The following is a 26,465-nucleotide window of genomic DNA, read 5'->3' on the forward strand; positions in this document are numbered from 1 at the left end:
CGAAAAAGGCACGTACATCATCCCCATCGACCCGCGCGAGAGCGACTACGAAAACACCCTCAACTACGCCTACGACGACCACCACATGCGTGGCCTGCGCGTGCAGCGGTTAATCGGCGGCGAGTCGATTTCCACCAGCCCGCAGCCGCGCACCGTGCGCACGATTTCGCGCTTCCGGGTGCTGGGCGACGACGGCGTCAACGTCACCGTGCGCTGCGCACAGAACGTGCGCGAGTTCCGCAAGGAAAGCCTCAAACACTACAGTGCCGACCTGACTTATACCCTGGTACGGGCGCAAGGCAGCTTCAAGATCCACCGCAAGGTGATCAGCCTGATCAACAGTGACGATACCCTCGCCGGTATCGGTTACATCCTCTAGGGCCACGATCATGAGCGAACAACTGCTCGATGTGATCGTGCAAGCCCGCGAAGTGCAAGGCGGCGACGTGGTCGTACTGGAGCTGGCCGCGGTCGACGGCCAGGCCCTGCCGCGCTTTGCGGCAGGCGCCCACGTCGACCTGCACCTGGCGCCCGGCCTGGTGCGGCAGTATTCGCTATGCGGCGACCCCGCGCATGCCAATGTCTACCGCCTGGGCGTGCTCAAGGACAGCCAGTCCCGTGGTGGCTCGGTGGCGGTGCACGAGCAGTTGCAGCCCGGCACGCCAATGCGCATCAGCGCGCCGCGCAACCTGTTCCCGCTGGCCTGCGACGCCACGCGCTCGATCTTGCTGGGCGGTGGCATCGGCATCACCCCGATGATCGCCATGGCCCATGCCCTGCATGCCCAAGGTAAACCGTTCGAGCTGCATTACCGCGGCCGCTCACGCAGCCGCTGCGCGTTCGTCGACGAACTGCTCGGCGCACCGTTCGCGGCCAGCGTGTTCACCCACTTCAGCGATGAAGGCCCTGAGCAGCACCTGGACCTGGCCCAGGTGCTGGGCCCCGCCATGCCTGGCGTGCACCTGTACACCTGCGGCCCGGCGGGCTTCATGGATTGGGTGATCGCGGGGGCGCGCCAGCAAGGCTACGACGACCCACACATCCACCACGAGTACTTCCAGGCCGAGGTCGACACCTCGGGCGGCAGTTTCGAGGTGGTCGCCGCACGCAGCGGCAAGACCGTTCAGGTGCAGGAAGGCCAGCCCCTGACCGCCGCCCTGCGCAGTATCGGGATCAAGGTCGAGGTGTCCTGCGAGCAAGGTGTGTGCGGCACCTGCCTGTGCGACGTGCTCGAAGGCGAACCCGACCACCGTGACCACTACCTGACCGAAGAGGAGAAACACACCAACGAGCAGATCGTACTGTGCTGTTCCCGGGCGCGCGGCAAGCGCCTGGTGCTGGATATTTGAAAAACAAAAACAAAAACAATACGTGACAGACAAGCGGGCGCAAGACCTGCAGCCCTTCTGCCCAGTTGCTCGACTGCCCAGGACTTGTACTGATCACACTTCCAGGATTACCCCATGGAACTCAAATGGCCGTTGCGTGCGAAACCGTTTTGCTTGTGTGTGGGCGCCGTATTACCCCTGATGTGCTTGGCCGATGTGGTGGATGACAGCCACCTCTCGCTCAATTTCAGAAACCTCTACCTGAACCGTAACTTCACCAACCCCAGCGCGCCGGTGTCCAAGGTCGGCAACTGGTCGCAGGGCTTCGACCTGCAGTTCGAATCCGGTTACACCGATACCCCCGTGGCGGTCGGTCTCGACCTCAACGGCCAATACGCCGTGCGCCTGGACTCCACCGGCAACGATGGCTCGCTGCCCTTCAGCAAGCACCGCCAGCAGGCCGCCGACGACTACAGCCGCGGCGGTGCGACCCTGAAGCTCAAGTACGCCAACACCAAGGTACTGATCGGCGATCAGAAACCTTTCTACCCCGTCGCCTCCAACGACCCCAGCCGGCAGCTCGACACGATTTACCAGGGCGCGGTGATCGAATCACGCGACATCGACAACCTGACCCTCGTTGGCGGGCGCTTCTGGTCCATCGTCACCCGCGAGTCGTCCAACCATGAGCGCCTCTACCGCTACGGCACCCGCGACGACCTGGACAGTGATGGCCTGGACTTCGCCGGCGCCACCTACGCCCTGACCCCAGACCTGCAAGCCAGTTACTTCCATGGTGTGCTCAACGACATCTACAAGCAGGACTACGGCGGCATCAAGCACGCCCTGAAGTTCGCCGACGGCTACCAGTTGAAAACCGACGTGGGGTACTTCAACAACCGTGAAGACGGCGCCGCACGCAGCGGCGCCGTGGACAACCGCGCCTACTTCGGCCTGGTCACCCTGGAAAAAAGCGGGCACATGCTGGGCCTGAGCTACCAGCGCATGACCGGCGATACCGTGTTCCCGACGTTGAACGGCTACGTGCCGCAGCTGTGGCTGCCGAACTGGGCGGGCCTGCCGTTCATTCGCCCGGATGAACGCAGCTGGTCGGTGCGTTATGGCTACAACTTTGCCGCCATGGGGCTGCCCGGGCTGAAGCTGTTCACCCGCTACATCAAAGGCACCGACATCGACCGCGGCCCGGGCCTTGCAAGGGACCAGGAAAGCGAGCGCGACATCATGCTCAGCTACGTGATCCAGAGCGGTCCGCTCAAAGACCTGGCCTTCGACCTGAAGAACATGCGTACCCAACAGCAGTACGGCAACGACTACAACGAGTATCGCCTGATCACTTCCTACACCTGGAAGTTCTGGTGACCGGCCCGCATGGAGATGGCTCATGAGTAACCTGAACACCAGCATCACCCGCGATACCGACCCGCGCACCATGCGCCGCATTGTCATCGCCTCGGTCCTGGGCAATGCCCTGGAATGGTATGACTTCTTCCTCTACGGCACGGCCGCAGCACTGATTTTCGCCCCGCTGTTCTTCCCCGCCGGCACCGACCCGGTGCTTGGCACCATGGCCTCGTTTGCCGGTTTCGCCGTGGGCTTTCTGGCACGCCCGCTGGGTGGCCTGATCTTTGGCCATATCGGCGACAAGGCCGGGCGCAAGAAGGCCTTGGTGATGACCCTGGCGATCATGGGTGCGGCAACCTTCGCCATGGGCCTGCTGCCAACCTTCGAACAGGTCGGCTACCTGGCCCCCGCCTGCCTGGTGATCCTGCGCGTACTGCAAGGCGTTGCCTCGGGCGGCGAATGGGGCGGCGGCGTGCTGCTGCTGAGCGAGAACGCACCCAAGGACCGCGTCGGCTTCTATGCGGCCTGGAGCCAGCTGGGTGTTTCCGGCGGGTTCGTACTGTCTGCCGCTGCGTTCTACCTGGTGCAGATGCTGCCCGTCGAAGACATGATGAGCTGGGGCTGGCGAGTGCCGTTTTTGGCCAGCATCCTGATCTTTGGCGTGGGGGTGTACATCCGCCGTCGCCTGCCAGAGAGCAAAGCCTTCGTCGAGGAACAGGCCCAGCAGGACAAGCCCGAGCACATGCCGGCCATGGAAGTGCTGCGCAACCACCCCAAGGCCGTGCTGCAGGCCATGGGTATCCGCATTGCCGAAAACGGCAGCGCCTACCTGTTCCTCGCCTTCACCATCGCCTACGCCAAGTTCACCGGCCTGGATACGCAACTGGTGCTGGCCAGCGTGATGGTGGCGATGATCGTCGAAGCCGGCACCATCGTGTTCTGGGGTTGGCTGTCGGACATCATTGGCCGGCGGGTGGTGTATGCCATCGGCTCGGTCGGTTTGATGATGCTGGCGTTCCCGTTCTTCTGGATGCTCGATACCCACTCACCGGTGTGGGTATACCTGGCGGCGTTGCTGGGCATGGCCTTCTGTCACGGCGCGATGATCGGCACCCAGCCGGCGCTGATGGGTGAGCTGTTCCCGGCCAAGGTGCGCTATTCGGGGCTGGCCATGGGGCACGAGATTGCCTCGATCTTCTCCGGCGGCCTGGCGCCACTGGCGGCAACGGCGCTGTTCAGCATCTACAAGGATGCCTGGCCGGTGTCGGTGATGCTCGTGGTGATGGGCGCGATCACCACCCTGGCGGTGATTTCCATCAAGCCACAAGCCTCTGCAGACAATAACTGACCGCGTGTTCAGCCCCTTCGCAGGAGCGGCCTTGGGCTGCGAAGGGGCCATCAGGCTGTCCCAATCAGGGCTGTCCCCTCAGGAACTTGCAAGCATGAATACCCTGACCGAAGCGCAACACCTCAAGCACACCCAAAAACGTTACGTGTACGAATGGTATGTGGTCATCCTGTGCATGGTGGCCTACATCTTCTCCTTCGTTGACCGGCAGATTCTGGCCCTGATGATCGAGCCGATAAAAGCCGACCTGCGGCTGAGCGACACCCAGTTCAGCCTGCTGCACGGCCTGGCGTTTTCGCTGTTCTACGCCTTCATGGGCATGCCCATCGCCTACCTGGCCGACCGCTTCTCGCGGCCACGCATCATCGCAGTCGGGGTGATTTTCTGGAGCTTCGCCACCGCCGCTTGCGGCCTGAGCAAGAACTTCACGCAGATGTTCCTTGCCCGTATCGGCGTGGGCGTCGGCGAAGCGGCCCTGTCGCCTTCGGCCTACTCGATGTTCAGCGACCTGTTCCCCAAGGAAAAGCTCGGCCGCGCAGTGGGCATCTACTCCATCGGCTCGTTCGTCGGTGGCGGCATTGCCTTTCTGGTCGGCGGCTACGTGATCACCTTGCTCAAGGACGCACAGACCATCGAGGTGGCCTTCCTTGGCGCCATGAAGGCCTGGCAACTGGCGTTCTTCATCGTCGGCCTGCCTGGGGTGATCGTGGGCCTGCTGATCTGGCTGACCGTGCGCAACCCCGAGCGCAAGGGCGCGCAGCTGGACGCCGACGGTAATGTGCGCAAGGTGAAGCTCACCGACGGCCTGCGCTTCATCGGCCGTCACCGGGCCACGTTCAGCTGCCACTACCTGGGCTTCTCGTTCTACGCCATGGCGCTGTTCTGCATGATGAGCTGGACACCGGCGCTGTACATCCGAAAGTTCGGCATGAGCCCCGAGCAAGCCGGCTTCATGCTCGGCACCATCCTGCTGCTGGCCAACACCACGGGTGTGGTGTTCGGCGGTTGGTTGACCGACCACCTGGCCAAGCGCGGCCGCAGCGATGCAGCCATGCGTACCGGGGTAATCGGTGCGCTGGGCATGATCGTGCCGGCCGTGCTGTATTCGCAGGTGGACCAACTGTGGCTGTCGGTGACCCTGCTGGTACCGGCCATGTTCTTCGCCTCGTTCCCCATGCCGGCGTCCACTGCGGCCATGCAGATCCTCTCGCCGAACCAGGTGCGTGCGCAGGTATCGGCGGTATTCCTGCTGATCAGTAACCTGCTGGGCCTGGGCTTGGGCACCACGCTGGTGGCGCTGATCACCGACCGCTACTTCGGTGTACCGGCTGCGGTCGGTTCTTCGATGTCGATTGTCAGCTTCGTCGCGTCGTTGCTGGCCATCGTGTTGCTGGCCAAAGGCTGCAAGTGCTTCCGACACAGCATGCAGCGTGAGCACCCCGTCGCGGCCTGAAGTGTTGGCCACATAGGCCAGCATGACCCGATTGTAGTCGGGGGCACTGGGTGCCAGGCTTGGCATTTTCAGCGCCTATCAGATCGAGCGCCGCCCGCGCGGCGCTCGATATCCGCCCTACCTCCATGCCCAAGGCAAGCACCTGGCTGCCTTCACCCTGTCTGCCGACAAACCAGGTGCCTGGCTCGGCATTTTCAGCGCCTATCAGTTCGAGCGCCGCCCGCGCGGCGCTTCGCGGGGCAAGCCCGCTCCCACATCTGTTTCGGGCCAGTTATTCCTGAAGCATTGGCTCGCGCCCCCTTTTCTCGCCCACCTCAATATCGCGTCGTACGAACAAGGGGCCGCGCGCCTCTATTACAGGCGAGACTGTCCCGAAACAGATGTGGGAGCGGGCTTGCCCCGCGAAGCGCCGCGCGGGCGGCGCTCGATATCCGCCCCACCTCCAAGCCCAAGGCAAGCACCTGGCCGCCTTCACCCTGTCTGCCAACAAGCACATAGCAGCCCGCTTCCCCAATATTCCTTGTAAACACAAAAAAGCCCGGACCCTCCCCGCACGGAAAGGCCCAGGCATAAACGGTGAATACTGTGGAGGCTGGCTGCTCCTACAAGGGTCGAGCTTTAGCCGTCTTGCAAAGCACGCGGTCGATGGCTGCGGGTTTCAGCCTCAGGCGCCTGCGCAGCCTGCAACGTGAAGTCGAAGGCCAACTCGGCGAAACGCTCCCCTTGCACGCCCCGATCATGCGCCGCCGCCGCATCCTCGACAAAGCGCAGGTCACCGATCAGCCCATCACGGGTGGCATAGGCAAAGTCATCCCACAGGTATTGGTCACCGGCGAAGTTGATCTGCGTGGTCAGGTGGCGATGCCCCGGCGCGGAGATGAAGAAGTGCACGTGCGCCGGGCGCTGGCCGTGGCGGCCAAGCAAGTCCAGGCACTCCTGAGTTGGCCCCTGCGGGTCGCAACCATAACCGGACGGCACGATGGAGCGGGCGCGGTAGCGGCCCTCTGCGTCAGTGATGATGCGTCGGCGCAGGTTGTACTCGGACTGGGTCGAATCGAAGTACGAATAGGTGCCCTGGGTGTTGGCGTGCCAGAGGTCGACGGTAGCGCCCGCCAGTGGCTTGCCGTCGGCGCCGAATACCTGGCCTTGGAGGAACATCACTACGCCGGGGGCGGTGCCATCGTCCATGCGTGCTTCACCTTGGCTAAGCGGCGCGCCTGCAACGTACAGCGGGCCCTCGATGGTGCGCGGGGTACCGCCGGTCAGGCCCGCTTCGGCATCCTTGGCGTCTTGCAGCAGGTCGATGAAGTGCTCGATCCCCAGGCCCGCTGCCAGCAGGCCCGCCTCGTTACGGCCGCCCAGGCGGTTGAGGTAGTCGACGGCATGCCAGAACTCGTCCTCGCTCACTTCCAGGTCTTCGATCAGGCGGGCAGTGTCCTGCAGCACGCGCAGGATGATCTGTTTGAAGCGCGGGTTACCCTCGGCGTGCCCAAGGCCTGCGACTTCTTCAAAAAACGACTGGATCTCGGCAGTGTGGGAAATTTTCACGGTCATTTTGCTTACCTCATCTTGTTCTTGTCAGGTAGTCAGGGACGAATCAGCGGTCGTCACTGTGGATCGACGACGGGTGGCGGCACAAGCCGTCCACCTCGATCTCCATGTACGGGAACAGCGGCAGTTGCATCAGGGTGTCGTGCAGGGCCTCGACGCTTGCCACATCGAACACGCTGTAGTTGGCGTAGTGCCCGGCAATGCGCCATAGGTGGCGCCAGGTACCTTCTTGTTGAAGGCGCTGGGCCAGTTCCTTTTCATCGGCCTTGAGCTTGGCGGCCTTGGCCGGGTCCATGTCGACCGGCAGTTTCACGGTCATCTTCACGTGGAACAGCATGCGGGTTCTCCTTAAGGCGTTGAATGTACAGTTCAGCGGCGGGCGAAGCGCGCCAGGCGCTGCTCGTCCAGGGTCAGGCCAAGGCCTGGCGTGCGTGGAATGTGCAGCTGGAAGTCGTGGTACTGCGGCGGCTCGTTGACGATCTCTTCGGTCAGCAGCAGCGGCCCGAACAGCTCGGTGCCCCAGGTCAGCTGGCGCAAGGTGAGGAACGCGTGGGCCGAAGCCAGGGTGCCGATCGAGCCTTCAAGCATGGTCCCGCCGTACAGGGCGATACCGGCCGCTTCGGCGATTTGCGCTGTGCGCAGCACTGCACGTGGGCCGCCGTTCTTGGCAATTTTCAGGGCAAAGATGCTGGCGGCACCGTCGGCGGCCAGGCTGAAGGCGTCTTCGACGCTTTCGATCGATTCGTCGGCCATGATCGGCGCTGGGCTGCGCTGATTGAGACGCACCTGGCCGCCGCGGTTGATCCGCGAAATGGGCTGTTCGATGAGGTCGATTCCGTTGTCGCCGAGCACCTGGCAGGCGCGCAGGGCCTGGGACTCGTCCCAGTACTGATTGACGTCGACCCGCACGCTGGCGCTGTCACCCAGCTCGCGCTTGATCGCCACCACGTGCTTGAGGTCCTGCTCCACCGGGTTGGCGCCGATCTTCAGCTTGAACACACGGTGGCGACGGATCTCCAGCATGTGCTGGGCTTCGGCGATATCACGGGCGGTATCGCCACTGGCCAGGGTCCAGGCCACTTCCAGGCTATCGCGTACTCGGCCGCCCAGCAGTTCGCTGACCGGCAGGCCCAGGCGCTTGCCCTGGGCATCGAGCAAGGCGCTTTCGAGCCCCGACTTAGCAAAGGTGTTGCCCTTGGCCAGCTTGTCCAGCTTGAGCATGGCGGCGTTGATGTTGTCAGCCGGCAGGCCGATCAGCGCCGGTGCCAAGTGTGCGTCGATATTGGCCTTGATGCCCTCGGGGCTTTCGTAGCCGTAGGCCAGGCCACCGATGGTGGTTGCCTCGCCGATACCTTCGACGCCGTCGCTGCAACGCACGCGCAATACCACCAGGGTTTGCTGCTGCATAGTGTGCATGGCCAGCTTGTGCGGGCGAATGGTCGGCAGGTCGACGATAATTGCATCTATACGTTCAATCAGGGTGTTTGTCATTGTTGCCAGGTCCCGTCAGATCGGACCGCAGATGGCAGACCCGATAGTTGCACTTACTTGATTGATCAAGCATTGCGCGAGACCCTGATACCCGTCCAATATCAAATGAATCTCCCACCATACCCTGGAGGTCTGATGGAACTGCGCCACCTTCGCTACTTCAAGGTGCTGGCCGAAACGCTGAACTTCACCCGTGCCGCTGAGCTGCTGCATATCGCCCAGCCGCCGCTAAGCCGGCAGATCAGCCAGCTCGAGGAGCAGCTCGGCACGCTGCTGGTGCTGCGTGAGCGCCCGCTGCGCCTCACCGAAGCCGGGCGGTTCTTCTATGAACAGACCTGCACCCTGCTCCAGCAACTGGAAAACATCAGCGACAACACCCGCCGTATCGGCCACGGGCAACGCCAGTGGCTGGGCATCGGTTTTGCTCCCTCGACCTTGTACACCGTGCTGCCAGCGCTGATCCGCGAACTGCGCCAGGACAACGAGCTGGAACTGGGGTTGAGCGAAATGACCACGCTGCAGCAGGTCGAGGCACTCAAGAGTGGCCGCATCGACATCGCCTTCGGCCGTATTCGTATCGATGACCCGGCCATCCTCCAGCAGGTGCTGTGCGAAGACCCCTTGGTCGCGGTATTGCCCAAGGGCCACCCGTTGGCAGGCACCCCACTGACCCTCGCGCAACTGGCCAAGGAGCCGTTCATTCTGTACCCGGCCAACCCCAGGCCCAGCTATGCCGACCATGTGCTGGCCCTGTTCGCCCACCACGGCATGACCCTGAAGATCAGCCAGTGGGCCAACGAACTGCAAACGGCCATCGGCCTGGTGGCCGTCGGGCTCGGCGTGACCCTGGTGCCGGCGTCGGTGCAACAGCAGCACCGCACGGATATCGAGTATGTCAGCTTGCTGGACACCAGCGCCGTCAGCCCGATCATCCTAAGCCGTCGCAAGGGCGATGTGAGCCCGATCGTGCAGCGGTGCCTGGCGTTGATTGCACAACAGGCGACCTGACCTGCCCTCCCCCGTATACCCATCGGTATATGGATGTTCCCGTTGAACTGTTTCATGCTCCGACACGCGATCGCGAACCGCCGAGGCATCACACACATTCAATAAAAACCAATGCTGCGCCGGCAAACGGTGCGGCGCGGAGTCGAACATGACGGGACGTCTCAAGGGCAAGGTCGCGCTGATTACAGGCGGCGCGGGTGGGTGCGGGCTGGCCGCATCGGAGCTGTTCGCGGCAGAGGGGGCGCGGGTCGGTATCGTCGACTTGCCTGGCAGCAAAGGCGCTGAGGTGGCACAGCAATTGCGCGATGCCGGCCATGACGTGCTGTTCGCCCCCGCCGATGTCTCCGACGCGCAACAGGTCAAGTCTGCCGTAGCTGCCGTGGAACAGGCGTTTGGGCCCATCACCGTACTTATGAACCACGCCGGTATCCTGGCTGCCGTGCCCTTCCTGGAAACCAGCGAAGAAGAATGGGACCGGATCATGGCCGTGAACGTGAAAAGCATGTTCCTGGTCACCAAGGCGGTCTTGCCGGGCATGCTCTCGGCAGGCGGCGGCAGCATCGTCTGTACGTCGTCGATCTCGGCCGTGGTGGGCACGCCGATGGAGGTGCTGTATTGCACCAGCAAGGGCGCCACGCACATGTTCGCCCGGGCCATCGCCGTGGAGTTCCGCGACCGCGGCATCCGCGCCAACGCGATCTGCCCGGGCTTCATCGCCACCGCCCATGGCCTGCGCGAAATCGACATGCTGCGCAAACACGGCGTGGATGTCAGCGAACACGCCATCGCCGCCGCCCAAGGGCGCCTGTGCCAGCCCTCGGAAGTGGCCACTGCGGCGCTGTTCCTGGCCAGCGACGACGCCAGTTTCGTCAACGGCGCCCACCTGTTTGCCGACAACGGCTACACCGCCATCTGATCACAACAATAATGGGCAGGAGAGCAACGTGACCACCTCATCGAACAACATGCACATCAACGAGTTCGGGCTCGATCAGGCGCACTGGCGCAATTGGGCGGGCAACCAGTCGTGTATCCGCGCGGCGCGTGGCGCGCCCTCCAGCGAAGACGAACTGTGCACCTTGGTGAGCCAGGCCAGCGCCAATGGCATGAACGTGCGCGTGGCAGGTTCCGGGCATTCGTTCACACCGGTGGCGCTGACCAATGGCTTGCACCTGACGCTGGGCAACATGAGCGGTGTACGCCACATCGACCTAGAGAAAAAACGCGTCACTGCGGCGGCCGGAACGACCATCAACGCCTTCGGCAAGGCGCTGCGGGCTGCAGGCTTGTCCATGGTCAACCAGGGTGACATCGACAGCCAGTCGATTGCCGGTGCCTTGACCACAGGCACCCACGGCACCGGCCTGACCCTGGGTAACCTGGCCTCCTCGATCGTCGGCATGAAGCTGGTTCAGCCCAACGGTGAGATCATCGTGGTGGACGAAAGCACCCCCGACCTGCTGCAGGCTGGCCGGGTGTCGCTGGGGGTGCTGGGGATCGTCTCGGAGCTGACCTTGCAGGTGACCGACAGCTTCAACCTGCACGAACGCATCTGGCGTGAAGACTTCGAAAGCGTGATGGACAAGCACGACGATCTGGCCCGTACACACCGCCACTTCAGCTTCTTCTGGTGCCCCTACGAGCAGAGCCGGCACTGCTATTGCCTGCCCGACACCGCCGCCACCTCCACCAGCGGGCGCACCACCGACGTCTGCGAAGTAAAGGTCATGGACATCACCGACCGCCCGGCTTGGGAAAGCCCGTTCGAGAAAGTGGCCTACAGCTCGGACGTCTACCCCATCGAGTACCTGCCCAACTTCCATGAACTGGAATACGCCGTGCCCATCAGGCACAGCAAGGACGCCTTGCGGGCGGTGCGCAAGCTGATGCTTGAGAACTTCCCCGAGGCGATCTACCCCATCGAATACCGTTTCACCGCAGGCGACGGCGCCTGGATGAGCCCGTTCTTCGAGCAGGACAGTGTCACCATTTCAGTGTCCGGCCAGCCAGGCACCGACTACTGGGACTACCTGCGTGCGGTCGACCAGATTCTGCGTTCATACGGCGCCCGGCCTCACTGGGGCAAGCTGCACTTTCTGACCGGCGACGACGTCAGCGCGATCTACCCCCGTGCCGAGGATTTCCGCACCCTGCGCCGCCAGCTCGACCCTCAGGGGGTGTACCTCAGCGAGCACCTGAGCCCGCTGTTCAAGTAGGCCGCAACGGCTTGGCACAACGCCTGGGGGAGCACCTCGGGCGTTGTGCTTTCAAGGCCGTCAGGCTTTGGCCAGGTAGTCGATGAACAGGCGAAACAGCTCGGCGTTGGTAGAAATTTCAAGCCGCTGGTAGATGTTGTGCTTGTGCACTTTCACCGTGCCATCGGAAATATTCAGTTGCCTGGCAATCGACGCGTTGCTGTGCCCCTGCAACAGCAACTTGGCGATGTAGCGCTGCGTTTCGGTCAACTGGCCCTGCAGGATCTCGACGAACGCATCTTCCAGCACCACGCTCTCGGCTGGCGCATCGCGCAGGCAATCCGCGTACTTCAGCCGACAATGCTGCCCGAGTACCGAGGCCAGCACAGGCGCCATGGCGGCCAGCATCTGCATGTCGTCTTGGCCGAAGCTGCCACTGCTGAGGTTGCGCATCAGCGAGTAGACGACAGCCACCTGGGGGCGCAGTGCGATGATGAACCCCACCTCCTCCACGGAGGTGCCGTAGTCGGACGACACGCACGGGTGGATGTCCTTGGAGATGGAAAAGCCCGAAGAGAAGAAGCTGTCGGGTGCCAGCTCACTCATGCGCCACAGCCCGGGCGGGTGTTCGTTGACGCAGGCGACATAAAACGGGTCGAGCAGGTAGCCGCCGCGCACGTAGGCATTCAAGGTGCGCTCCGACACCGAGTCGTTGTAGCCGTTATGCACCAGCACAGCCTTCTGGTTGAACTGGAACAGGTAGCCACAGCTCATCTCGAACGCCAGTTTCTCTCGCAGCAGCGCATCGATGGCGGGCCCCAAGTGTTCCGTGCCTATCGCGTCGATAACGGCCGCCAGCCTGTTCGCTTCTTCCAATGTCATCGTTCCCCCTGCTCTTGTGCACTGAAGCACCCAGAACTTACCGCCCTGCGCCGCAAAAAGCACAAAATCCGGGGCGCCCTGGGCGCTCCGGATCATGTCGACGACGCTTTTCGATCAGGACGCTTCAGCCGCCACCTTGAAGGCGCTGGCGGCCTCATCCTGGCGCCCCATCTCAAGCGCCTTGGGTACGGCGAGCCAACTGGCCAGCAACATGGCGACCAGGCCACCACTGAGTTTGCCGATGATCAGCGGCAGGATCAACGAGGGCTGGAAGTTGGCAGAGAACGCCATGTGGTCGCCGAACGTGAAGGCGGCGCACACCGAAAAAGCGATGACCAAAACCTTGTCCTTGGGCGGCATTTCGCTGACCAGCCTGAACATTGCCAGGATGTTGGCCGATGCGGCCAGTACACCGGCTGCACCAACACCCGACATGCCGAACCGCGAGGCGACCCGCTCGATGGGCTTGGCCAGAAAGCGCTTGAGCAGGTGCACCATCGGGAATGCCCCACACAGCATCAGGCCGACGTATCCCGCAATTTCCAGTGCGCGGAACTGGTCGTCGGCATCGGCGATGATAGGGGCGAAGCCCCAGCCACCGAATACGCTGCTGAAGAAGCCGGTGAAGTACTGGACGATGGAGGCCACCAGCACCAACACCACCGTGATGTACATGAACTGCCCAAGTTTGAGGAACAGGTAGACCATCAGCGTCGGGAAGTAGCGAAGTGCAGCAGCCAGCGCGATGCAGAACAGAATCAACGGCATCAGGTTACGCACCAGCATCGGCCAGGTGAAGTGCAGTGCCTGAGTGGCCACGCCAGTGGTGGCGATGTCCGGGCGGACCTCCAGGCCGAGCATTTGAATGGTCATGGCAATCACCATGATGCTGACCGGAATGGTCAACAAGCCAGCCATGATGCCTAAGGCCATGTACTTGTGGTCGACCTTGCGCAGCATCGCCAGCCCAACCGGGATCACGAAGATGATCGTCGAACCAGACTGGAAGCCAGTGATCAAGCCGAGGATCCAGCCCTCGGGGCTTTGCGCCAGGGCCTTGGCAAGCTGGTAGCCGCCCATGTCGGAGGCGATGAAGATGGGCCCGGCAATCCCTGGGTCGGCGCCTAACGCCAGGAACAGCGGCGCGATCAACTGGCTGATGCCTGCGGAAATATAAGGGATCGCCGCCATGATGCCGGCCACGGGGATGAAGATGGGGCCAATGCTGTGCAGGCCGGCAATGAATTCCTGGCCCAATTCGCCTTCCGGGTTGTAGATGGATGCCACGGCACCCAGTACCGCGCACACCATGATGACGTAGATGACATAGGTGCCGATGCTTTCCATTTGCCGCCTCATTCTTGTAAGAGTTGTTGGGTTGGCAGGACTGAATGTCGCGGGGGGCGTAATTGTTTTTATCGCGCATGCAAGGTGCGCCCCGTCGAGGGTTAAGCTATTCGGCAGGCAGTTGGCTGTCCATATACCGAGAGGTATAGGCAGTTCACAGAATGTGGGGCAACCCTGCTACTCCACACGGGTCATCAACACAGGAACAACGCATGATTCACGGCAAAACGCTAGACGCTTGGTACGCCTCCCACCCGCGGGTCGAGGACTTGGTCGCGCTGCGCGAAACCTGCTGGTTCAACCCAGGCATCGTGCCCACCGCACAAGCCCTGGGCGACGTCGGCCTCACTGCCACCGACGTCAGCGCAGCCAGTGCCCGGCTGCAGCGGTTTGCACCGTACCTGGCCGAGGTGTTCCCCGACACCGCCGCGTCTGGCGGCATCATCGAGTCGCCGATTCGCCCGCTGCCTGCCCTGCAGCACACCTTGCTGCAAGAGGCTGGTCTTGCCCAAAGCGGTGCGCTCTGGCTCAAGGCCGACAGCGAGCTGCCGATTTCCGGCTCGATCAAGGCCCGCGGCGGCATCCACGAAGTGCTCAAGCATGCCGAAGACCTGGCGCTGGCGGCCGGCCTGATCACCCTGGGCAGCGATTACCGAGTATTGGCCAGGGATGACGCCCGGCAGTTTTTCAGCCAGTACAAGGTAGCGGTCGGCTCGACCGGCAACCTCGGGCTGTCGATCGGCATCATGAGCGCGCGGCTGGGTTTCCAGGCCACGGTGCACATGTCGTCGGATGCGCGGCAGTGGAAAAAGGACAAGCTGCGCGCCAACGGCGTGAGCGTGATCGAATACCCCTCCGACTACAGCGTTGCGGTGGAACAAGGCCGCCAGCAAGCAGCAGCGGACCCTACTTGCTACTTCGTCGATGATGAAAACTCGCCTCATCTGTTCCTCGGTTATGCCGTGGCTGCCGAACGCTTGCAGGGCCAGTTCAAGGCCGCCGGCATCAAGGTCGATGCCGAGCACCCGCTGTTCGTCTACCTGCCCTGCGGCGTGGGTGGCGGGCCTGGCGGGGTGGCGTTCGGCTTGAAGCTGCTGTTTGGTGATCACGTGCACTGCGTCTTCGCCGAACCCACCCATTCGCCCTGCATGTTCCTTGGCGTGTACACCGGGCTGCATGACGAAACCAGCGTGCAGGACTTCGGCATCGACAACGTCACCGCAGCCGATGGCCTGGCGGTAGGCCGCCCTTCCGGCTTTGTCGGCAAGGCCATGCAGCGCCTGCTCGACGGCTACTACACGGTCACGGACGAGCGGCTGTACCAATTGCTGGTGCTGGCCCATGATCTGGAGCAGGTACGCCTCGAGCCCTCGGCGCTGGCCGGCATGCCCGGCATGGTGCAGGTACTGCAAGCAACGCAGTACCTGGCGCGCATGGGGCTGACGGCGCAGCGCATGGCCAACGCCACCCACTTGGTGTGGGGCACCGGTGGCAGCATGGTGCCGGATGACGAATATGCCGCCTACCTGGCCAAGGGGCGTTAGGCCTTGCGCCGGCGATAAGCCACAAGCAGAAAGACAAACCACAACGGCATCACGCACAGGGCCATCCGCGTATCCGGCTCAAGGGCCAGAAGCACCAGCACGAAGCCGAGGAAGGCCAGCGAGGTGACGGCCATCGGCACGCCACCCGGCAGCTTGAACTTCGACGCCTGGTGCGTGGCCGGGTTGTGCTTGCGGTAGGCGATGTACGCGGCGAGGATCATCGACCAGGTGAAGATCACCAGAATCGCCGAGATGGTCGAAATCAGCGTGAACACCGTCATCACCTCGGGGATGATGAACAACAGGGCCAGCCCGGCCAGCATGCACATCGCCGAAAACAGCAAGCTGTGCACCGGCACGCTCAGAGCCGAAAGCCTGGCAAAGATGGCGGGTGCATTGCGCCGCTCAGCCAGGCCAAACAGCATTCGGCAGCCTGAATAGACGCCGCTGTTGGCAGAGGATGCCGCCGACGTCAGCACCACGAAGTTGAGCATGCCGGCAGCGGCGGGAAAGCCGGCCAACAGGAACAGCTCGACGAAGGGGCTGCGGTTGGCCGGCACTTCTGCCCACGAGACCACGCTGATGATGCACACCAGCGCCAGGATGTAGAACAGCAGGATGCGCAAAGGAATAGTGTTGATGGCCTTGGGCAGCGAACGGTGCGGGTTCTTTGCCTCGGCGGCGGTGGTACCGATCAGCTCGGTGCCAGCGAAGGAAAACACGGCAATCTGGAAGCCTGCGAAAAACCCACTGATGCCATGGGGCAGCACCGCCCCGGGCGCCACCACGTTGGACAGCGAGGCCACCACGCCATTGGGTGACACATAGGCGGTGGCGATCATCACCGCTGCGGTGATGATCAGCGTGACGATGGCCACGATCTTGATGATCCCGAACCAGAACTCCACTTCGCCGAAGATCCGCACCGCCAACATGTTCAGCCCAAGCAGCACGAACAGGGTGAAGAACGCCGGTATCCAGGCGGGCACATCCGCATACCAGTACTGGAAGAACCCCGCCACGACCACCACGTCGCCGACCACCGCCACGCTCCAGCTCAGCCAGTAGGACCAGCTCAGCACGAAGCCGGCGCGCGGGCCCAGGTAGTGGGCGACAATGTCGGCGAACGATTTGAAACGCAGGTCAGAAAGCAGCAGCTCGCCCATGGCACGCATGACGAAGAACACGAAAAAACCGAGGATCGCGTAGACCAGCAGAATGGAGGTACCGGACAGCGCGATGACCTTGCCCGAGCCCATGAACAAGCCGGTGCCGATGGCGCCACCAATGGAGATCAGCTGGATATGGCGGTTTTCCAGCGTGCGTTTGAGGTGCCCGTCTTGGGCTGAGTCTGTAGGTTTGCTTTGATCAAGGCTTGCGGACATGTCTTGCATGAGCGACCTCTTTTTATTGTGGGTATCAGGGCTTTCGAACAAGGCCCGCGCAGGGCCTTGCCGCGGTGTGCTATCGAACCGCGCCTTCGAACCCTTGCAGCGTGTTCACGGCATTGATGCCGATTTCATCGACCATGTAGCCGCCCTCCATCACGAACAGCGTCGGGATGCCTACGCGTGCGATCTCGGCGCCCAGGCGCAGGAAGTCTTCGCTGGTGAGCTTGAAGTGGCTGATCGGGTCGTCCTCGAAGGTATCGACGCCAAGCGACACGACAAGAAAGTCCGGCTGGTGCGCGACAACGCGCTTGAGCGCGTCCTGCAACGCCAGCCGGTACTGCGCCCAGAGGGTGCCTTTGCCCAGCGGGTAGTTGGCATTGAAGCCCTCCCCGGCCCCCGCGCCCTGTTCGTGCGCATAGCCGGAGAAGTACGGGTAGGACACATGCGGATCACCGTGGATCGAGGCGAAAAACACATCGGGGCGGCCGTAGAAGATGTTCTGCGTGCCGTTGCCGTGGTGGAAATCCACGTCCAGCACGGCCACGCGCCGTGCACCCTGGCTCAGGCAGCGTTCGGCGGCAATGGCGGCATTGTTGAGGTAGCAATAGCCGCCCATGTATTCGCGGGCCGCATGGTGCCCAGGGGGGCGGCACAGGGCGAAGGCACTGGGCGCGCCATCGATTACACGCTGCATGCCGGTCAGTGCCACGTTGGCACTGCTGCGCACGGCTTCCCAGGTGCCGCCGGTAATCGGCGCGCCGGCGTCCATGGCGTAGAAGCCCAGTTTGCCATCGATGAAGCCCGGCTCCCGGTCGATGGCCAGGTCGCGTACCGGCCATACCAGCGGCAGCGCATCATGGGTCTTGCCGGTGGCGGTCCATTCTGCCCAGGCATTTTCCAGAAAGCTCACATAGCGCTCGCTGTGCGCCGCGACATAGCAGGCACGGTCAAACGATTGCTCGGCGATGACATCGCCCAGGCCTGTGGACTGCACACGCGCCAGCACGGTATCGGCACGCTGAGGGTTCTCGAATGACGGCGTGATGGCCCCGTCCTTGAGCTCGGAGCCATGGTGCAAGCGGTGTTTGTTGCTAAAGACTGTCAGCACGCGAATGTCCTTTTTCAAGGTGGTATCGGATAACCAATTTTCGCGACAGACCGCTGAAAATGCTTTGCTTTATGCTCAGCCAAACCGGATGCTTGAGCGAAACATTCACCCGGTAGCCCCATAATGAGCAAAGCCTTTGCTTACGAAGAACTGGACGAAGTAGACCGCGAACTGCTGCGCCTGCTGCAGGAGGACGGCACCTTGTCCAGCGCCGCCTTGGGCGAGCGCCTGTCGATGACCGTGACGCCCTGCTGGCGCAGGCGCAAACGCCTGGAGGAGCTGGGCCTGATCAAGGACTACCAGGCCAACCTGGACCGCAAGAAACTGGGTTATGACGTCATGGCCTTCGCCCAGGTGCGCTTCGGCAACCATTCGGCCGAAGCACCTGACGACTTCGAGCAGGTGATTCTGAAATTGCCGCAGGTATTGTCCTGCCACAAGGTCACGGGTGAGGCTGATTACGTGCTGACGGTGCTGGCGACCGACCTGGAAAGCTATGGCCGTTTCGTCGAAGACGTGTTGCGGCGGCAACCCGGTATTGCTTCGATCCAGTCGAGCCTGGCTTTGCGCGAAATCAAGGCGGTTAGCCGGATACCGGTGAGGTAGCCGCATAGAAACAACCATCCCACCCTGTGGGAGCGGGCTTGCCCGCGAACACCGGCGAAGCCGGTGCCATACACCGAGTCGCCATCTTCGCGGGCAAGCCCGCCCCCACAGAGATGTCGCTACCTTTAAAGCCAAACTCAATCCGGCAAGCTGTACCGCTCGGCAAAGTACTGCCGAAAGAAATCCACCGCCACCCGCACCTTGGCCGAACTGGCCAGCGGCGAGGTGTACACGGCCCAGATATCGGCAGGCTGGTGATAGTCACTCAGGACTTGCACCAAGCGCCCATCCTGCAGGCTGTCGTGCACATCCCACCAGGAACGCAGCAATATCCCACGCCCGTCCAGGCACCACTGGTGGGCCACCTCGCCGTGGTTGCTCGACAAGCCCCCTGTCACCCGCACGCTTTCTTGGCCCTCAGGGCCTTCGAGCTGCCAGATACCAAACGGGTGGTCGCGCTCCTTGATCACCAAGCAGTCATGGCTGCCCAGGTCGGCCAGCACTTTCGGTGTGCCTTGCCGCGCCAGGTACGCAGGTGAAGCACAGAGCACTCGCCGGTTCTTGGCCAGCAACTTGGCGATCAGGTTGGGCGCGATGGTATTGCCCACGCGGATGTCCAGGTCGACCCCCTCCTCGATCAGATCCACCAGGCGGTCATGCACATCCAGCCGAATATCCAGACGCGGGTAGCGCTCGGCCAGTTCCGACAAGGCTGGTGCCACGAACCTGCGCCCCAGGCCCAAGCTGCTGGCGATGCGCAGTTGCCCTGCCGGTTCGCGGTGCTGGGCACTGATGTCATCGCCCATGCGCTGCACCGCATCGAAAATCTGCAGCGCCCACTGGTACACCCGCTCACCCTCTTCGCTGATCGTCACCCGCCGCGTGGTGCGGTGCAGCAAACGCACCTCCAGGTTTTGCTCGAGCACGCGAATGCGTTTGCTGATGTACGCCGCCGACATGCCCAGCTCGTCGGCCACGGCGGCAAAGCTGGCGCGCTTGGCCACCTGCAGAAAGATATTGAGGTCGTCGAGGTTGGGCAGATTATTCACGTTTCGTGTTCCAAGAATCCATGAAAGGCTGGATTATCTCCGATTGAAGGCCTTATAGCATGGCTCGCACCTGTTCCCTAGCCAACGAGTGCGCCCCATGACCAAGAAATTCAGAATCGCAGCCATCCCCGGTGACGGCATCGGCACCGAAGTGCTCCCCGAAGGCATTCGCGTGGTCGAGGCTGCCGCTCGCAAGCACGGCCTGGCCATCAGCTTCGAGTTCTTCGAGTGGGCCAGCTGCGATTACTACCTGGCCCACGGCAAGATGATGCCGGACGACTGGTTCGAGCAGCTCAAAGGCTTCGACGCCCTGTACTTCGGTGCAGTCGGCTGGCCCGACAAGGTCCCGGACCACATCTCGCTGTGGGGCTCGCTGCTCAAGTTCCGCCGCGACTTCGACCAGTACGTGAACATTCGCCCGGTGCGCCTGTTCCCGGGCGTGCCGTGCCCGCTGGCCGGCCGCGCACCCGGCGACATCGACTTCGTGGTGATCCGCGAGAACACCGAAGGCGAGTACTCGTCCCTGGGCGGGCGCATGTTCGAAGGCACCGAAAACGAGATTGTGCTGCAAGAATCGGTGTTCACCCGCCGTGGGGTCGACCGCATCCTCAAATACGCCTTCGACGTGGCACAAACCCGCGCGCGCAAGCACGTCACCTCGGCCACCAAGTCCAACGGCATGGCCGTGAGCATGCCGTACTGGGACGAACGCACCGCAGCCATGGCTGCCAATTACCCGGAAATCAGCTGGGACAAGCAGCACATTGATATCCTCTGCGCCCGCTTCGTGCTGCAACCGGACCGCTTCGACGTGGTCGTGGCCTCTAACCTGTTCGGCGACATCCTTTCCGACCTCGGCCCGGCCTGCGCAGGCACCATCGGCATCGCCCCTTCGGCCAACCTCAACCCCGAACGCAAGTTCCCGTCCCTGTTCGAACCGGTACACGGCTCGGCGCCGGACATCTTCGGCAAAAACATCGCCAACCCGATCGCGATGATCTGGTCCGGTGCGCTGATGCTCGAATTCCTCGGCAACGACGGTGCCGACCCGCGCTACCGCGCCGCTCACGATGACATCCTCAAGGCCATCGAGCAGGTCATCGCCGCAGGCAACACCACCCGCGACATGGGCGGGCAAAAGTCCACCCAGGAGGTCGGCCGGGCCATCACTGCCCTGATCGAGGCCTGACGTCGCAGGGCCGCGCCTACAACGCCTGGGTGTGCTCGACGGCACCCTGGCGCAACCAGTCGATAAACCGCGCAAACAGCTCCGACTGTGAATTGATCTCAAGCTTCAGGTACAAATTCTTGCGGTGCATGCGCACGGTCTCCGGCGAGATCCCCAACTCCACCGCCGTGGACTTCACCGAGTGCCCGCGCAAGATCATATGCGCCACTTCACGCTCACGATCCGTAAGCACCTGGCAGCCAAAACTCTCGAACGCTGCCTGTACGCTGCCCCGTTCGGCCGAGGCCGTGGCAGGTTCAAGGTTGTAGCGGGCATAACGCACCAGCAGCTCGCGCACCATGGGCTCGACCGCCCGCAACAGGTCGATCTGCCCGCTACTCAAACCCGTGCCACTGCACCCCTGAAACAAGCTGAACGAAAGCTTGCGGCCCTCGCTGAGGTCGACGATGTAGTAACTGTCTTCACTGCAGCCGGTGCCCAGGTAGTAGGCCTTGTAGTAGTCGCTGTCGAAGAAGTTGTCCGGGGCGATTTCCTGCAAGTGATAGAACCCTTCGGCCAAGCCACTCTGCACGGCCAGGCAAAAGGGGTCGAGCAGGTAGCCCGCGCTGAAATAACGCCCTAGCACCGCATCACGATGCACCTCGGGGATGCCCTGCTTGTACAGCAGGCGCGGTGCACGCCCCTGGCATTCGAGGCTGATCATCATCGACTCGACCTGCACCAGTTGGCTGATCGCAGCCGCCACGTAGCTCAGGGCATCGGCTGATTCACAGTGGGCGAGCGCACGCTGCAGCGCTGCATGCCAGTGCTGCAGCGCCCCCAGCGAGAGGGTGAGCGGAGTGTCGGAAGTGGCCTGGGTCATGCCCGGCAGTCTAGCCTGCCAGGCACGCCCACGCACAGCCCTTTGCGCCAGGCTCATCGCCCTTGGTACAGCCCTTGCGCGGTCAGTTCGCGCGCCGTTTCGATGATGCACTGGCGCAGGGTTTCGACGATCTCGTCGACTTGCGCATGCGTGATGATCAACGGCGGCGACATCACGTTCAGGTGCATGATCGGCCGCACCAGCAGCCCCTTGGCCTGGGCTTTGCTGTGGATACGCTCACCGATGTTGACCGCATCAGGGAACAGCGCCTTGCTGGCTTTATCGGCAACGAACTCGACACAGGCCATCAGTTTCAGGCAACGCACATCCCCCACCAAAGGCAGGTCGCGCAAGGTTTGCAGCCGTTGCTCCAGGTAGCTGCCCACGTCCTTGACGTGCGCCAGCAACTGCTCGCGTTCGATGATTTCGATGTTCTTCAATGCCGCCGTGCAGCACACCGGGTGCCCGCTGTAGGTGAACCCGTGGGTGAAGCAGCGGCCCTTGCCTGGCTCGGCGATCACCTGCCAGATCCGCTCGGAGAAGATGCACGCGCCCAGCGGCAGGTAGGCCGAGGTCAGGCCTTTGGCGGTGGTGATGATGTCTGGCGTGACACCGAACAGTTCCTCGCTGGCGAAGAAGGTGCCCAGGCGGCCGAATGAGGTCACCACCTCGTCGGCGACGAACAGGATGTCGTAGGTCTGGCACACCTGCCACATACGCTCGAAGTAGCCCTTGGGCGGGATGATCACCCCGCCCGAGCCCATGATCGGCTCGGCGAAGAACGCCGCCACATTGTCGGCGCCCAGGGAGAGAATCTTGTCCTCGAACTCGGCCACCAGGAAGTCGAGAAACTCGGCCTCGTCCATGTCGTCCGGGGCACGGTACGGGTTGGGGTTGGAGACATGGTGGATCAAGTCATGGTCGTAGTCGAACTCTGGCACGCGGTCGGCAGCCTTGTTGCCAATCGCCATGGTCAGGGTGGTGGAGCCGTGATAGGCGTTGTAGCGCGCGATCACGTGCTTCTTGTCCGGTTTGCCCCGGCAGTTCTGGTAGTACTGAATCAGCCGGTAGGCGGTATCGACGGCGGTAGAGCCACCGGTGGTGAGAAACACGTGGTCGAGGTCACCTGGCGCCAGTTGCGCGAGCTTCTGGCACAGCGCGATAGCGACGTCATTGGCCATGTCGGAGAACGGGTTGGAGTAGGCCAGCTTGCGCACCTGGTCGGCAATGGCCAGGGCCATCTCTTCACGGCCCAGGCCGATGTTGGTGCACCACATGCCGCCGACCGCATCGAGAAAACGGTTGCCGTGGGTATCGCGAATATAGGCGCCCTCACCTGCGACGATGTTCAGCGCACCTTGCTCGCGGTGCTCGTCGAACACATGGTAGCCGTGCATATAGTGGGCCTTGTCGGCGTCCACCAGTGGGTCGTGGGCAATGGCGAATGCTTTGCTGGGTGTGGCCATGGGCAGCTCCTTGGCGGGAATCGGTTGGCAGTGTTCAGAAACCGGTCTTGACCGTGCTCCAGACCCGGGTGATGGCGCGCATGTCCTTGGGGCTCTGGGTCTTCTGGGCGAACAGGCGTTGGCGGGTCTGGACATCGGGGTAGATCGCCGGGTCTTGGCGGATGTCGGCGTGCACCAGCGCCGTGGCAGCCGCATTGCTGTTGGCGTAGTGGATGAAGTCAGTGACCTTGGCCATGGTCTGCGGCTGCAGCAAAAACTCGATGAAGCGGTGAGCATTGGCCGCGTGCGGCGCGTCTTTGGGGATGTAGAGGTTGTCGAACCAGATCAGCGAGCCTTCCTTGGGGATGAAGAACGCCAGCTTGATGGCCTTTTTCGCTTCTATGGCACGGGCCTGGGCGGTGGCGTAGTCACCTGACCAGGTCAGGGCCAGGCAGACATCGCCGTTGGGCAGGCTGGTGAGGTAGTTGACCGAGTCGAACTTGCGAATGTACGGGCGAATGCCCATCAGCAGCTGCTCGGCAGCCTTGAGGTCGGCGGGCGCTGCGCTGCGGGGGTCCTTGCCCAGGTACTGCAGGGCCAGCGGGATCACCTCGGTCGGCGCGTCCATCAGGGTGACACCGCAGTCGGCGAAGCGCGAAACGATCTTGGGGTCGAACAGCATGGCCAGCGAGCCGATCGGTGCATCGGGCATGCGCGCAGTGATCTTGTCGACGTTGTAAGTGATCCCGGAGCTGCCCCAGGTATAGGGAGCCGAGTACTTGAGGCCGGGGTCGTAACCTTGCAGGTTGCTCACCACCTGCTCATCCAGGTTGTGCCAGCTGGGCAGTTGCTGCTTGTTCAGCGGCTGGAACACGCCAGCCTGAATCAACGGGGGTACCAGGGAGGCGTTGAGCATTACCAGGTCGTAGCCGGAGCGGCCGGTGAGCAATTTGGTCTGGACGGTTTCGTAGCCATCGAAGGTGTCGTAGATGACCTTGATGCCGGTGGCCTTCTCGAAGTCGGCCAAGGTGGTTTCGCCGATGTAGTCGGTCCAGTTGTACAGCCTTAACGTGTTACCGCTGTCCCCCTCTACCGCCAGTGCCTGCGTCGCGGTCGACGCCAGCAACAGGCTGCCAATCACCTTCAGTGCCTTGCGCATAGCAACTCCATCGTGTGACTGCTCCGGATCGAGCCGATGGGTTCACTATCGGGGGATTTACTCGAGGGCAACATACCCCGAATGTGTGGGTGGTCGTTTTTGGGCAGATACTCATTGGTAGGTACTCATAGCCCTATCGCCGGCAAGCCGGCTCCCACAGGTATCGCACACAATCCAGAGTCGGTGCGGTAACTGTGGGAGCCGGCTTGCCGGCGATAGGGCCGGATCAATCGACTCAAACTCGGGTTGATTCACGCCAACGGGTACAACGCCTCATCGAACTGCGCCAACCGCGGGAACACCAGCGGCTGATCATCCGCCAACTGCTCCAGGCGCTGCTGGTACTGCTGCAGAAAACCCTGCCGTGCTTCGTCGCTGATATACGGCACATGCCAGGCCACGAACGGCGGCAGTACATCGAAGCCAACGTACGCCAGCGTCCCCCGCAGAATCGGCCGCAACATGTCCTCGAGCGGCCCATGGATAGCCCCTTCGCCGAACATGTGCTCACGCCCGCCAAGGGTCACCGTCACCAGTGCCTTCTTGCCGGCCAGCCCACCCTGGTCGTAGAAGCGCTTGCCGCCATAACAGACACCCGACACCAGCACCCGATCGATCCAGCCCTTGAGCATGGCCGGCGCCGAGAACCAGAAGACTGGGAAGTTCAGCACCAGCAAGTCGGCCCATAACAGCTTGTCCAGCTCTTGCTGGATATCTGCGGCAATGGCGCCGCTCTTCACCCCCAGGCGCTGCTCCAGCGCGTACACCAGGTACTCGGGGTTCTCCCGCGTGGCGAAATCATCCGCACTGGCCACCGGGTTCCAGCCCATGGCATACAGGTCGCTGACCTTGACCGCGTGGCCCTGGGCGCGAAAGGTAGCCACCGCTTGGTCACGCAGGGCGGCGGTGAAGGATTGCGGCTCGGGGTGAGCATGGACGATCAATACATTCACGACAGTTCTCCTTGCATCAGTTCACCCGCACACCGGGCAATGCGCTGGCACGCCTCGGCCAAGGCTTCGGCGCCTACCACCAACCCCAGGCGAATATGCCCGGCGGCGCTCGGGCCAAAGGCTTCTCCCGCCAGTACCGACACACCTTCGCGGTCCAGCAGGCGGTCAGCGAAGGCCTGGGCACTGAGGCCGGTTTCGCGGATATCGACCATCACGAACATGCCACCGTCGGGTTTGAGCGCCTTGACGCCCGGGCAACCAGCCAACTGTTCGCACACCAGGTCCCGGCGCTGGCGATAGGCGTCGCGCATCGCCTCAAGGGCGGGCAAGGGCTGATTCAAGGCCACCACGGCGGCGTCCTGGATAAAGTCCGGCGAGCCATAGAGCATGCACAGCGCCAGGTTCTCCAGGTGCGTGGCTAGCTCAGGCGAGCCCACCACCCAGCCCACCCGCCAGCCGGTCATGGCATGTGATTTAGACAGGCTGTTGAGGGTTGCGGTGCGCTCGGCCATGCCTGGCAGGCTACCCGGGCTGACATGCTCGCCTTCGTACAACAGTTCGCTGTACACCTCGTCGGAGATCAGCCACAGGTCGTGGGCGACGCACAGCTCGGCCAACGCTTCCCAGGTCGAGCGCGGCAAGCTCGCGCCCGAAGGGTTGTGCGGGCTGTTCAGGGCCAGGGCGCGGGTGCGTGGGGTGATGCGCGCGGCCACGTCCTGCGGGCACACCCGAAAGCCGTTCTCCGGCTTGACCGGCACCGGCACCACCGTGGCACCACAGGCACCGAACACCGCCTCGTAAGTGACGTACATCGGCTCGGCGACGATCACTTCATCACCCGGGTCGAGCACGCACTGGGCGACGCAAAACAAGGCGCATTGGGCACCCGCCAGTACCGTGACCTGGTCAGCACTGACGGGCTGGCCGCTGCGCTGCCGGTGGCGATCGGCAATGGCCTGGCGCAGCGCGAGTTTGCCGCGTACATCGGCGTAATGGGTGTGGCCGGCACGCAGGCTGTCGATGGCCGCGTCAACGATGGGGGCCGGGGTGTCGAAGTCCGGGTCGCCCACCGACAGCAGCAAAACGTCCTTGCCCTCGGCCTGCATCGCCAGGGCGCGGTAGTGGATGTCCCAGGCGGCAGCACCGTCACCGGCGATGCGTTGGGTCAGCTTGGCATAGCGCATGGCAGTCTCC

General features: G+C 62.8%; 24 protein-coding genes. 11 read left to right on the plus strand and 13 right to left on the minus strand.

Annotation, left to right across the window (positions count from 1 at the left end; genetic code table 11):
- The 5 genes from HU750_RS25985 to HU750_RS26005 form a co-directional block, all read left to right on the plus strand.
- Positions 1 to 379: aromatic-ring-hydroxylating dioxygenase subunit beta (locus tag HU750_RS25985; protein ID WP_186682542.1), on the plus strand; the 379-nt coding region annotated here is incomplete at its 5' end.
- Between the two features lie 10 nt (positions 380 to 389).
- Positions 390 to 1,349 carry a PDR/VanB family oxidoreductase gene (locus HU750_RS25990; RefSeq protein ID WP_099453744.1) on the plus strand — a complete coding sequence of 320 codons (960 nt, stop codon included), beginning with the start codon at positions 390 to 392 and terminating at the stop codon, positions 1,347 to 1,349.
- 114 nt (positions 1,350 to 1,463) lie between these two features.
- Complete coding sequence (locus HU750_RS25995; protein ID WP_186683179.1) at positions 1,464 to 2,708, plus strand: OprD family porin; 1,245 nt, start codon at positions 1,464 to 1,466, stop codon at positions 2,706 to 2,708.
- 22 nt (positions 2,709 to 2,730) lie between these two features.
- Positions 2,731 to 4,038 carry an MFS transporter gene (locus tag HU750_RS26000; protein WP_238348950.1) on the plus strand — a complete coding sequence of 436 codons (1,308 nt, stop codon included), beginning with the start codon at positions 2,731 to 2,733 and terminating at the stop codon, positions 4,036 to 4,038.
- Between the two features lie 94 nt (positions 4,039 to 4,132).
- Positions 4,133 to 5,491, plus strand: a complete 1,359-nt coding sequence (locus HU750_RS26005) for a spinster family MFS transporter (protein ID WP_186683181.1) — start codon at positions 4,133 to 4,135, stop codon at positions 5,489 to 5,491.
- Positions 5,492 to 6,109: 618 nt separating this feature from the next.
- On the opposite strand, the gene catA is transcribed toward HU750_RS26005, so the two are convergent.
- The 3 genes from catA to HU750_RS26020 are packed head-to-tail and all read right to left on the minus strand — an operon-like array spanning position 6,110 to position 8,533.
- A complete protein-coding gene (catA, locus tag HU750_RS26010; RefSeq protein ID WP_186683183.1) occupies positions 6,110 to 7,045 on the minus strand; it encodes a catechol 1,2-dioxygenase in 936 nt (311 codons plus the stop codon).
- Positions 7,046 to 7,088: 43 nt separating this feature from the next.
- A complete protein-coding gene (gene catC / locus HU750_RS26015; protein WP_027593653.1) occupies positions 7,089 to 7,379 on the minus strand; it encodes a muconolactone Delta-isomerase in 291 nt (96 codons plus the stop codon).
- Positions 7,380 to 7,411: 32 nt separating this feature from the next.
- Positions 7,412 to 8,533 carry a muconate cycloisomerase family protein gene (locus HU750_RS26020; RefSeq protein WP_027593654.1) on the minus strand — a complete coding sequence of 374 codons (1,122 nt, stop codon included), beginning with the start codon at positions 8,531 to 8,533 and terminating at the stop codon, positions 7,412 to 7,414.
- Positions 8,534 to 8,668: 135 nt separating this feature from the next.
- Between HU750_RS26020 and HU750_RS26025 the strand changes: the two genes are divergently transcribed.
- The 3 genes from HU750_RS26025 to HU750_RS26035 all read left to right on the plus strand — a co-directional run bounded on the left by HU750_RS26025 (position 8,669) and on the right by HU750_RS26035 (position 11,757).
- Entirely contained in the window at positions 8,669 to 9,541 is an 873-nt protein-coding gene (locus HU750_RS26025; RefSeq protein WP_186683185.1) for a LysR family transcriptional regulator, read from the plus strand.
- Between the two features lie 148 nt (positions 9,542 to 9,689).
- Positions 9,690 to 10,457, plus strand: a complete 768-nt coding sequence (locus HU750_RS26030) for an SDR family NAD(P)-dependent oxidoreductase (protein ID WP_186683188.1) — start codon at positions 9,690 to 9,692, stop codon at positions 10,455 to 10,457.
- 28 nt (positions 10,458 to 10,485) lie between these two features.
- Positions 10,486 to 11,757 (plus strand): D-arabinono-1,4-lactone oxidase, encoded by a 1,272-nt coding sequence (locus HU750_RS26035; RefSeq protein WP_186683190.1) that lies wholly within the window; start codon positions 10,486 to 10,488, stop codon positions 11,755 to 11,757.
- Positions 11,758 to 11,817: 60 nt separating this feature from the next.
- Here HU750_RS26035 and HU750_RS26040 read toward each other — a convergent pair whose 3' ends face one another.
- Both HU750_RS26040 and eutH read right to left on the minus strand, forming a co-directional pair.
- Complete coding sequence (locus HU750_RS26040) at positions 11,818 to 12,618, minus strand: helix-turn-helix domain-containing protein (RefSeq protein ID WP_186683192.1); 801 nt, start codon at positions 12,616 to 12,618, stop codon at positions 11,818 to 11,820.
- A gap of 114 nt (positions 12,619 to 12,732) precedes the next feature.
- Positions 12,733 to 13,965, minus strand: coding sequence for an ethanolamine utilization protein EutH (gene eutH, locus HU750_RS26045; RefSeq protein WP_186683193.1), 1,233 nt, complete (start codon positions 13,963 to 13,965; stop codon positions 12,733 to 12,735).
- Positions 13,966 to 14,177: 212 nt separating this feature from the next.
- Here eutH and dsdA point away from each other — a divergent pair, with 212 nt between their 5' ends.
- Positions 14,178 to 15,509 (plus strand): D-serine ammonia-lyase, encoded by a 1,332-nt coding sequence (gene dsdA, locus HU750_RS26050; protein WP_186683195.1) that lies wholly within the window; start codon positions 14,178 to 14,180, stop codon positions 15,507 to 15,509.
- Here dsdA and HU750_RS26055 read toward each other — a convergent pair.
- Both HU750_RS26055 and HU750_RS26060 read right to left on the minus strand, forming a co-directional pair.
- Positions 15,506 to 16,903, minus strand: a complete 1,398-nt coding sequence (locus tag HU750_RS26055) for an amino acid permease (RefSeq protein WP_186683197.1) — start codon at positions 16,901 to 16,903, stop codon at positions 15,506 to 15,508. The two genes, dsdA and HU750_RS26055, sit on opposite strands and share 4 nt — an antisense overlap.
- 70 nt (positions 16,904 to 16,973) lie before the next feature.
- Positions 16,974 to 18,008 (minus strand): arginase family protein, encoded by a 1,035-nt coding sequence (locus HU750_RS26060; RefSeq protein WP_186683199.1) that lies wholly within the window; start codon positions 18,006 to 18,008, stop codon positions 16,974 to 16,976.
- 123 nt (positions 18,009 to 18,131) lie between these two features.
- Between HU750_RS26060 and HU750_RS26065 the strand changes: the two genes are divergently transcribed.
- A complete protein-coding gene (locus HU750_RS26065) occupies positions 18,132 to 18,614 on the plus strand; it encodes an Lrp/AsnC family transcriptional regulator (protein WP_027593659.1) in 483 nt (160 codons plus the stop codon).
- A gap of 137 nt (positions 18,615 to 18,751) precedes the next feature.
- On the opposite strand, the gene HU750_RS26070 is transcribed toward HU750_RS26065, so the two are convergent.
- Entirely contained in the window at positions 18,752 to 19,663 is a 912-nt protein-coding gene (locus HU750_RS26070; RefSeq protein ID WP_186683201.1) for a LysR substrate-binding domain-containing protein, read from the minus strand.
- Positions 19,664 to 19,760: 97 nt separating this feature from the next.
- Between HU750_RS26070 and HU750_RS26075 the strand changes: the two genes are divergently transcribed.
- The gene (locus HU750_RS26075; protein WP_186683203.1) at positions 19,761 to 20,852 is read left to right on the plus strand and encodes a tartrate dehydrogenase; all 1,092 of its coding nucleotides are present in this window, start codon (positions 19,761 to 19,763) and stop codon (positions 20,850 to 20,852) included.
- Positions 20,853 to 20,868: 16 nt separating this feature from the next.
- On the opposite strand, the gene HU750_RS26080 is transcribed toward HU750_RS26075, so the two are convergent.
- The 5 genes from HU750_RS26080 to HU750_RS26100 form a co-directional block, all read right to left on the minus strand.
- The gene (locus HU750_RS26080; protein ID WP_186683205.1) at positions 20,869 to 21,714 is read right to left on the minus strand and encodes a LuxR C-terminal-related transcriptional regulator; all 846 of its coding nucleotides are present in this window, start codon (positions 21,712 to 21,714) and stop codon (positions 20,869 to 20,871) included.
- A gap of 53 nt (positions 21,715 to 21,767) precedes the next feature.
- Complete coding sequence (locus tag HU750_RS26085) at positions 21,768 to 23,180, minus strand: aminotransferase (RefSeq protein ID WP_186683207.1); 1,413 nt, start codon at positions 23,178 to 23,180, stop codon at positions 21,768 to 21,770.
- Positions 23,181 to 23,214: 34 nt separating this feature from the next.
- Positions 23,215 to 24,318 (minus strand): polyamine ABC transporter substrate-binding protein, encoded by a 1,104-nt coding sequence (locus HU750_RS26090; protein ID WP_186683209.1) that lies wholly within the window; start codon positions 24,316 to 24,318, stop codon positions 23,215 to 23,217.
- A gap of 251 nt (positions 24,319 to 24,569) precedes the next feature.
- A complete protein-coding gene (locus HU750_RS26095; protein WP_099428981.1) occupies positions 24,570 to 25,271 on the minus strand; it encodes an NAD(P)H-dependent oxidoreductase in 702 nt (233 codons plus the stop codon).
- Positions 25,268 to 26,455, minus strand: coding sequence for a pyridoxal phosphate-dependent aminotransferase (locus tag HU750_RS26100; RefSeq protein WP_186683211.1), 1,188 nt, complete (start codon positions 26,453 to 26,455; stop codon positions 25,268 to 25,270). Before HU750_RS26100 ends, HU750_RS26095 begins: the two co-directional genes overlap by 4 nt.
- Positions 26,456 to 26,465: the final 10 nt, after the last annotated feature.

It is taken from the genome of Pseudomonas sp. SWRI50 (assembly GCF_014269095.1).
Classification (GTDB): Bacteria; Pseudomonadota; Gammaproteobacteria; order Pseudomonadales; family Pseudomonadaceae; genus Aquipseudomonas; species Aquipseudomonas kermanshahensis.

Bases quoted from the DNA above. Each gene is read 5' to 3' on its own strand.
- HU750_RS26075 (WP_186683203.1), top strand. From the start codon at position 19,761: ATGACCAAGAAATTCAGAATCGCAGCCATCCCCGGTGACGGCATCGGC.
- HU750_RS26085 (WP_186683207.1), bottom strand. From the start codon at position 23,180: ATGGCCACACCCAGCAAAGCATTCGCCATTGCCCACGACCCACTGGTG.
- HU750_RS26030 (WP_186683188.1), top strand. From the start codon at position 9,690: ATGACGGGACGTCTCAAGGGCAAGGTCGCGCTGATTACAGGCGGCGCG.
- HU750_RS26055 (WP_186683197.1), bottom strand. From the start codon at position 16,903: ATGCAAGACATGTCCGCAAGCCTTGATCAAAGCAAACCTACAGACTCA.
- HU750_RS26020 (WP_027593654.1), bottom strand. From the start codon at position 8,533: ATGACAAACACCCTGATTGAACGTATAGATGCAATTATCGTCGACCTG.
- HU750_RS25995 (WP_186683179.1), top strand. From the start codon at position 1,464: ATGGAACTCAAATGGCCGTTGCGTGCGAAACCGTTTTGCTTGTGTGTG.
- HU750_RS26040 (WP_186683192.1), bottom strand. From the start codon at position 12,618: ATGACATTGGAAGAAGCGAACAGGCTGGCGGCCGTTATCGACGCGATA.
- HU750_RS25990 (WP_099453744.1), top strand. From the start codon at position 390: ATGAGCGAACAACTGCTCGATGTGATCGTGCAAGCCCGCGAAGTGCAA.
- HU750_RS26000 (WP_238348950.1), top strand. From the start codon at position 2,731: ATGAGTAACCTGAACACCAGCATCACCCGCGATACCGACCCGCGCACC.
- dsdA (WP_186683195.1), top strand. From the start codon at position 14,178: ATGATTCACGGCAAAACGCTAGACGCTTGGTACGCCTCCCACCCGCGG.
- HU750_RS26025 (WP_186683185.1), top strand. From the start codon at position 8,669: ATGGAACTGCGCCACCTTCGCTACTTCAAGGTGCTGGCCGAAACGCTG.
- catC (WP_027593653.1), bottom strand. From the start codon at position 7,379: ATGCTGTTCCACGTGAAGATGACCGTGAAACTGCCGGTCGACATGGAC.
- HU750_RS26090 (WP_186683209.1), bottom strand. From the start codon at position 24,318: ATGCGCAAGGCACTGAAGGTGATTGGCAGCCTGTTGCTGGCGTCGACC.
- HU750_RS26100 (WP_186683211.1), bottom strand. From the start codon at position 26,455: ATGCGCTATGCCAAGCTGACCCAACGCATCGCCGGTGACGGTGCTGCC.
- HU750_RS26005 (WP_186683181.1), top strand. From the start codon at position 4,133: ATGAATACCCTGACCGAAGCGCAACACCTCAAGCACACCCAAAAACGT.
- HU750_RS26065 (WP_027593659.1), top strand. From the start codon at position 18,132: ATGAGCAAAGCCTTTGCTTACGAAGAACTGGACGAAGTAGACCGCGAA.
- catA (WP_186683183.1), bottom strand. From the start codon at position 7,045: ATGACCGTGAAAATTTCCCACACTGCCGAGATCCAGTCGTTTTTTGAA.
- HU750_RS26080 (WP_186683205.1), bottom strand. From the start codon at position 21,714: ATGACCCAGGCCACTTCCGACACTCCGCTCACCCTCTCGCTGGGGGCG.
- eutH (WP_186683193.1), bottom strand. From the start codon at position 13,965: ATGGAAAGCATCGGCACCTATGTCATCTACGTCATCATGGTGTGCGCG.